This window comes from Tetragenococcus muriaticus DSM 15685 (assembly GCF_000423785.1).
Classification (GTDB): Bacteria; Bacillota; Bacilli; order Lactobacillales; family Enterococcaceae; genus Tetragenococcus; species Tetragenococcus muriaticus.
The window spans coordinates 44,645-51,390 of the sequence record NZ_AUIQ01000011.1 but is presented as its reverse complement, the minus strand read 5'-3'; the positions used below and the strand labels follow the sequence as shown (position 1 = coordinate 51,390).

General features: G+C 32.5%; 4 protein-coding genes and 1 pseudogene. All 5 read right to left on the bottom strand.

Annotated features, from left to right (window positions below; translation table 11 throughout):
* Nucleotides 1–141, bottom strand: a pseudogene (locus G577_RS12685) (IS1380 family transposase); the annotation flags it as partial.
* A gap of 219 nt (nucleotides 142–360) precedes the next feature.
* Entirely contained in the window at nucleotides 361–555 is a 195-nt protein-coding gene (locus tag G577_RS0103230) for a hypothetical protein (RefSeq protein WP_028789938.1), read from the bottom strand.
* Between the two features lie 58 nt (nucleotides 556–613).
* A complete protein-coding gene (locus G577_RS0103225; protein WP_028789937.1) occupies nucleotides 614–1,855 on the bottom strand; it encodes a hypothetical protein in 1,242 nt (413 codons plus the stop codon).
* A gap of 90 nt (nucleotides 1,856–1,945) precedes the next feature.
* Entirely contained in the window at nucleotides 1,946–3,739 is a 1,794-nt protein-coding gene (locus G577_RS0103220; RefSeq protein WP_028789936.1) for a hypothetical protein, read from the bottom strand.
* Nucleotides 3,740–3,815: 76 nt separating this feature from the next.
* Nucleotides 3,816–6,743: a CDP-glycerol glycerophosphotransferase family protein gene (locus tag G577_RS10960; protein WP_155988479.1), complete on the bottom strand. Its 2,928-nt coding sequence runs from the start codon at nucleotides 6,741–6,743 to the stop codon at nucleotides 3,816–3,818.
* Nucleotides 6,744–6,746 lie beyond the last annotated feature (3 nt).

Sequence of the window (6,746 nt, the reverse complement as noted above, 5' to 3'; positions counted from 1 at the left end):
TGAATCAAAATGAATTTGATTTAGAAACTCCGAAAGTAAGACGAGCCCCGCGTCATTGGTTAAGGTACCACCGTCGTTGGCTATTGAGATGACTTTTTGCTCATTGAATGTAAGAGAATTTTGTTGTAAAGTAATAGACATAAGAACGCACTCCTTTATTGTTATGTTTTGTCGACTTTACAATAACACGAAGTGCGTTCTTTTTGTACACCCAGAAGGTGAAGCAACTAAACTTTTAGAAAAATGAGCATACCAATGATTGAATCATTCTTGGAAAAATTTATAAATCATTCAGGATATCTTTTTATTATTTTAAATTTTTTCCTTTCTATTATTCTATAAAAAATTACAAATAATGTTTCATTGTTCGTTTTCTAATAGTCTATCTAACGAAGAATCATGATAGTTTACAATATTAAACCTTGTATCTAAAGAAATATTATGATGCATTTTTTGCCGATCCCCTTGAACACTGCCATCTGGTGGTGTTAAATCATGACCTATAAATTCATATGGCAAACGTTTCAGTTCTACCTCTTCTTCGCCAGAATTCACCTCTTGCTTTAACTGAGCTATTCGTTGGCTATCTTCAAATTTATTTATTCCATGTAGATCAAGAAAAAAAAAGAGTTAGGCAAGCTACAAGTATTAACGCAATTTTTTTACTCCATCGACTAGTAAAGTCTATTTTTGTGTATCTCAGCAATTCAAATAAAGCTAGACCTAAAAATACATAAGAAGTCAAAATATTTCTTGGGCCATAAGGCCTGACAATCAGAAAGGGAGCAATTAATAATAAAGAAATAATAATATAACTAAACGAACGACGCTTACTAGAAAAAGGGATCTGGGACTGACTAATGACAACGATTAGTGTCCCTAAGAAATTAATAATTAAAAGTAATTCAAATACTAAAACCACTATTGACTGTTGTTGCCAAGAGATATTAAATAAATAACGCAACATAAAGTAGCCAGATGGTATAAAAAATAACAATAATTTTTCTAAAGATTTGTTTTTAGACAATAAATACATTGCGGTGCTAAATAAAACTAATAGCAAAGCATTATGTTTAACATATAATTCTGACCACTCCGTTAATAGCGTGGAATTAAAAGTATGAAAATCAGCATTTGAAAAACCCCGCATATTATTATCCATATGATAAGCGCTATTGGAAAACATGATAAACGCACCGACAACCGCTCCCGCTAGCCAGCTGATATAAGGAAGTATTTGTTCATTTAACATGATAGCTGTTATTAAACCAATACCTGCGATTAAGATACTAGCAATGGTTAAATTCTCAATAAAAAGCTGTGTCAGCAAAGATAAAACAAAAATGCTCCCACATAAAAAAAAGCTATTCCTATTTTTTTGAACGAAGTAAATAATCAATAAAAATAGAAAAGTTGAAGTATTATAATTCGCAAATCCTGCTAACCAGCCGTAAGTTTGGCTATAGAAACTAACAGATAACAGTAGAATCAATAAAAAACAATAAACATAGGCAACTTTTCTATCCAAAATTTCTCTAATTAAAAACACAATTCCAGTGTTGACAAATGAATAAATCAACAGTCGAGCAAAGATACTTCGGGTAATAATCATCTCAATAATATTACCAAAATACCGCCCGTTATATTCGTCAAAATGGTTCTCCAAACGGGCTTGTCCAATATCTCCACCCCAAGCCCAGTCATCTCCAGAAAGAACCAATAACCAAGCAATGACTAAATAAAAGAGAGTAATGGCAAGCAAAAGGAAAAAGTTATCTTTTCCGCTCTTTGCTTTTCGTTTCTCTCTTTTTTTTGTGACTCTACGGCCTACCCCAACGTTATCCGTATTTTCCATTAATAACTCCCCTTACCGACTCTTATTCACTTTTTAGCTATGAGAATTTTATTCATAAAGAATCATCCCATATAAGTCTTATTCACTGTTTTAATTTTTACCGTTGAGAAACTTTCTTATGCCTTTTACAAAAGCCAAAATAACGAGTAAGCTTATAGTAAAGAATTTTATTACGAATAATAAAGCGGTATTGACCAATGGTTCATAGCTAATCGTAAATTGATTTGTACCACTTTCCGATTGAACAATAGGAGCGCCTAATGTAGTTTTTGATATCTGCTCTGAAGTATAATGATTTCCATTAAAATTGATTTGACTATTTGAATAAATAACGGCTGGTAACGTCTCTTCTTCATTCCCATTACTTTCCCATGTTAAAACCAAATTATTGTGATTATCAATTGTTTTGGACACACGAAGTTCATTATTAACAACTTGTTCATCATACATATTATACCCCCCTTGCTCTTCTAACTCTTCTTGAGTCGTACCATTTAACAAAGGTAGATAATCAGGGGTAGGTTTTTTTATCACTTCAAAAACATCCTCATACTGCCCACTAGTAAATCCTTGCCGCAATTCGTCCGGGTCATCTGTCGTCGTCCAAACACCATTATTTCCTGCTGCAGTAGGATCATCTGTTTCCCAAGCTTCAGCACTTTGCAACACTTTCAAGTTGACATTAGCAATCATCAAAAAAGAAATCATACATAAAACGGGATAAACCATTTTTTCCCGCTTATTCCCCAAATTTCTGATGCCTTTTTCTAAAGTAAAAGCAAAAGCAATCAAAAGAAACACATAAGCGACTACAGTAAATCTTCTTGGAAATTGTATAATTTGTACCATATTGGTATATTGGGAAATGTCTTCCCATGGTAAAAAGTTCGTAGAAAGCAGCAAGAAAATAGCACCGACAATTGTAAGTAGTCTTTCCAAAAGAGAAACACTTTTCCAATTAATAAACAAATAAAAGATTTGAAATAGCATAACACAAGAAAAAATGAGTCCTAAACTGGAATAAGTATTATCACCAATATCAAAATAAGTTGTATAAGAAAGAACATCCTCAAAAAAATTGGGATAAACAAGTTGGTTTGTTAAATAAACCTCTGCAAAACCTATTAATGTATTAATATTTAGTAAAATTGTCAGTAAAACAGCGAGAAAGAAATCTCTTATCATTTCTTTTTTATGACTAGTTCGAACAAAACCTACAATATAAAAAGGGACACTTGAAAGGATTCCCAAAAATAGTGTCAAATTATGCAAAAATCCCACGCTAGTAACTGCAAGAGCTAGTTCTATAGGTTTTATAGGCTTTTGGGAATTTTGGACCACTCTGATAGCTGGAATATATATAAAAGGAAGAAAGGCAGCGGCCCAGCTTGTCATATTTTGTGACAAAGCGTAATAAGAGATCACTGAACTACTCATATAAAGCAAAGAAATAAATACAGAAAGCTTATAGTTCATTTTCGTTTTTCTAGTCAAAGAAAACATAGCTATACCAGCAATAAAAAAGCAAAGAAAAGAAGATAATAGTTGATAGCGAAACCAATTCTTTGTCAAAAACATTAATAATCCTTGTAAATAAGCAAAATCAGGCCCGTAAAGTGCATTGACAATTCTACCGGATTGATCAAAACTAAAAATGGATTGAAAATAGTTAAAATCCCCCGTCTTTATTTGCATATAAGCTTCATAAAAACGATTAAAGTGAAACATCATATCGTTACCAAGTATAAGACTATGCTTGTAAAGCTGAGGTGATATCATTAAAAAAGACACTAGCGCGAAAATAAAGACTACAATAATAATCTTTTTCTTCGATGAGTACGACTTCCCTTGATTTTTTATTTCTGTTTTTTCCAAGACTTCCACTTATAATTCTCCTTTGCTATTCACATTTAAACTCTCGGATAAAAAGGTGATTAAAAAACTTTAAAAAGACTTTTAATCACCTTTTAAAAAACGCTTTATAAACCTTCTCTGCTCTATTAGGTCCATCTAGAGGTGCAAAACGATTTTGAAACGCTCGATATTTCTCTCCATAATTATCCCAATATTCCCCTTCTTTGGCAATTGATCTGAATAAATTTGATGTGTTTTTTACAATTGGCCCTGGAGCTTGTTCTTCTAAATCAAAATAGAAACCACGCATATCTCCATATTCATCCAAATCATAACAGTAAAAATACATTGGTTTATTTGTATTCGCATAGTCAAACATAACCGATGAATAATCTGTAACCAGCATATCAGAAGCTATCATTAGTTCTTGAATGTCCGGATATTTTGACACATTTATAATATTGTGTCGAAATTCTTCTGGTATAATCAACTTACTAGCTACTACAACATGTTCTCTAATTAATAAAACATAATCTTCTCCTAAGCGACGTTCAAAGATTCGAAAATTGATTTTATTTTTCATGGTGAACTTCTTCCCCTTTTTCTGATTATCACGAAAAGTAGGAGCATAAAGAATCACTTTTTTCTCTTCATCAATATTCAATTTACGACGAATACTTTCTCTTTTCTCATCTAAATTAGGCATATAAAAAACATCATTTCTTGGATATCCTAGCTCTAAGACTGGACCATTATATTGAAAGGCAGAACGAAACGCCTGCGTAGCGTAGGAAGAAGGAGACACCAACGCGCTCCATTGGTTTTTTGCATGAGTTACACGAGCCAGATAGTCTTCATCTCTACCTTCAATTTGATCTTGGTCATGTTGCATTTTCTTTAAAGGAGTACCATGCCACGTCTGTAAATACTGAGTTTGTTTCGGCTTTGTTAAATAAGTAGGAAAGTTTTGATTATTTACCCAATATTTACTTGTAGCTAGGTACTTATAATAATCAGGAGATAGTCGTTTTATAATTTTTGTTTGAGGATTAGCTTTTAAGGGTGCATTATTATTCATAATCCAGATATAATCAAAATCTTCCTGATTTTCTATCATTTTTTCATAAATCATACGCGGGCTATCTTCATATCTTTTCCCTACACCACTTTCAAATACAATTTGTCTATCATTTGTTTTTCCAAAGTGACTTAAAAATTTATAAAACAATTTCATGGTAGGAAAATAGTACTTAGAACGTCTGTAACGGGAGAAGACTTTTAGAGCTAATGGGTCATCTCTAAGAAATTTCTTTATTTTATTTTGTTGGGGAATATTTTGAATAGCTTTAAATATACGTTCATTTGAATAACGATCACGATACATAATGAATTTATCAGCTTTTTCTACATATTCATTCTCCATTTTAAAATTGTCCTCACCAATTTTAAATAAATACTCAATAACCTTATCCTCATCAAATGCAATGTCTCCAGGTAACTCATTGTCCAAATCCAAATGCGAAGGGTTTTTGCCTAAAAATCGGTTACGATCAAATTGATAATAAACAACGGGTTTGTGCAAGAAACTAAAGTCAAATGCAACACTGGAATAATCTGTAAGCATTACCATACTTTCTTTAATTAAATCTTGAACATCTCGATCTCCTTGTTTTACCACGGTCACAGGTGCATTTTCAAAGTAACCCACGTAGTCTTGCATATTCGGATGCAAGCAAAAAATCAATTCTAAATCAAACTTTTCTGCAAACTCTTTTAATCGCGGGTCAAAGAGTAGTTCTTCATACCTTTTAAAATAATCACTTTCCTCAAAAACTTGGTTATTCGTAATCCAATCTCGCCAAGTAGGAATAATCAAAACTTGCCGTTTTAGTGGAAGATCATTTTTAAATAATGTTTCAAAACGAGCTAAACATGTGGCCACTACTTCTTCCTCATGATATCCCATATCTACCATAGCAATTTTCCGCTCTTTTTCTGAACTTGTAATAAATAGATCCGTGTAAAATTCATTCACCCATTTTGCATAAATGGGAGCGATATTCTTTGTTCCGAAAACACCATGCTGCAAAAAAATCTTTTTAGCTGAAATATTTTTAATATATTCTCTACTACGAATCGGATACAAAGAATCCGGGTGGTGGGTTCCACAAATATAATCTGCTTGAATAACTTTTTCAAAGTGGTCCTTAGACCCAAAATCAATAACATTTCCAAACGGAGCAACATGTTTACGTTCAGGAGAGTCCTTTTGTATGACATAATAGGCATCGATTTCTGGATGGTTCGTACGTAAATATTTGAAAAAATGGTATCCGTTATCTTGAGCTTTATAAGAACGCTCCCCTATGATCCACACAGAACGGTTCTTTGCTTGCTTTTTTACACTCTTCCAATGCTTTTTATATTTCCGATAATAATCATAAGCTTCTTTTCCATATTGATTATAAGTTAGTGAAAGATTGACGCCTTTCAAAGTGAAATAAGGGACAGCTGAAAGCCAACGATTATCTTTCTCCGAAAAAATAGCCATTTCACCCTTCATGAAATAATTTGTCAAAAACCTTGGGTTCCCTACCCGAAACCTAACGGCTTGATCCGTTCCTTTTAATGATAAGACAAAGAAGAAATCAATACTTAATTCCTCTTTTTTGGCTAAATTTTCTAAATACAATTTTATTTTTTCTATAGGTAAATGCCAATCATAATGGTGTCTCCGTGCAAAAGCGTTCTCTTTTTGATTTTTATTTTGAACAATTGAAACAGGAAAACTTATTGACTGATCGCCACCTCTTTCAACTAATTGAATTTCTCCACTCTCAATATCAAAAAAGCGAGTAGTCAAATTGCCCTGAAGATGTAATTCTTTTTCTGTAACTTTAATTTTAGAAATCGTCTTTCTTCGATAATATTGACTATCCGCAAGTTCTTTATTTACTAAAAGAGCCAAAGCCCCTTTTTTTGTAATGTAAGGGACAAACATTAAATCATTTTCTTCATTAAAAACATGGTCCAAATT

What these genes read in the sequence shown, in the direction of transcription:
- G577_RS0103225 (WP_028789937.1), bottom strand. Translation starts at nt 1,855, where the DNA reads ATGGAAAATACGGATAACGTTGGGGTAGGCCGTAGAGTCACAAAAAAA.